The sequence below is a fragment of the Psychromonas sp. B3M02 genome (assembly GCF_003318165.1).
Taxonomy (GTDB): Bacteria; Pseudomonadota; Gammaproteobacteria; order Enterobacterales; family Psychromonadaceae; genus Psychromonas.
Window position 1 is genome coordinate 1 of the sequence record NZ_QOCB01000149.1, and the last position, 1149, is coordinate 1149.

A 1149-nucleotide genomic window follows, 5' to 3' on the forward strand; every position below is an offset into this window, starting at 1 on the left:
ACTTTATATTTTCGCCTAAAAAACTGCAAAGAGATGCAGCATCACAACAGAAAGTGGATCAACAAACTAAATGCTTACAACTATATCAATTCGCTGCTTGCCCTTTCTGTGTCAAAGTCAGAAGAGTAATGCGTAAAAATGCATTAAACATCGAATTAGTAGATGCACAGAAACCAGCAAATAGAGCCCTACTGATTGAACAAGGTGGCAAAGGCACAGTACCTTGTTTACGTATTGAAGAAGATAATAAGATCACTTGGATGTATGAGTCGTCAGATATCGTCGCTTACTTAGAAAAAAGGTTTGCTTAGTTCCCGTCGAGCTCTTGTTATATTTAACGATTATAAAAAGTGGAGATTGGTATAGGAACAAGTACATTCAAACAACGGCTTCCTTGAGCGCTATTTGAATGTACTTAAATCAAGCTAAACGTTATGTATTAGCTGAAATTGAAGCAAAAGCCAAACCTTCTCGATAATACTGATTAGCTTGCTCTAGCATCTCTTGCTCTTCCATTAAAGAAGCAATCAACTGATAATCTGTCACATTAGGCAATGTTTTCAAACTTTCAGTAAGATGTTCTATCGCGGCTTTAGGGTGACTTTCTTTAAGTTTTAAGTGCGCCAATGCTTGATGAACATAATCCGCATGTGCAGATTTTTTTAACTGTTTTTCAAGAAACGTAATAATTGGGTAATGATCCGTTACTTTTATCTTTTGTAAGTAAGGTAATAACGGTAGAGAGAACTGACGTTGCAGTTTTTCCAATAGGAACTCTTGAGCCAATTTACCGTGGTCATGATCAATGAAAGCTTCTAATACTGCTTGTTGATAAGACAGTTCTTTACGCATCCAACGAGCCACATCTTTATGCCAATAATCATTAAGCAGTTGCCCACTTTCTGCAGCAAGTTGTTGAAATAGTTGTTGATGTGCATATAACTCTAACTCAGCGACTTGTACTGCATTCAAAGTTAATAGCTTACGTTGAGTATTTAATAAGGTAATTAACTTCTGCCACTCATTCATTGCTGGATACAATGCAATGTAATGCTCCAAGATCTGCTTATTCTTTGGAAACTGTTGATTTAAATTAGTTAAGGTTACTAACGCATTTTCATATTGCTGTGCATCTAGCTGTAACTCAGC

The 1149-nt window shown here is 36.4% G+C and carries 2 protein-coding genes; one reads left to right on the forward strand and one right to left on the reverse strand.

Annotated elements, in window-relative coordinates; all coding sequences use genetic code 11:
* The coding region (locus DS885_RS16585; protein ID WP_113820516.1) for a glutaredoxin family protein at nucleotides 1-311 on the forward strand (311 nt) is incomplete at its 5' end.
* A 121-nt stretch (nucleotides 312-432) separates the two neighbouring features.
* Here the strand turns inward: DS885_RS16585 and DS885_RS17560 are convergent.
* The coding region (locus DS885_RS17560) for a heme biosynthesis protein HemY (protein ID WP_369007759.1) at nucleotides 433-1149 on the reverse strand (717 nt) is incomplete at its 5' end.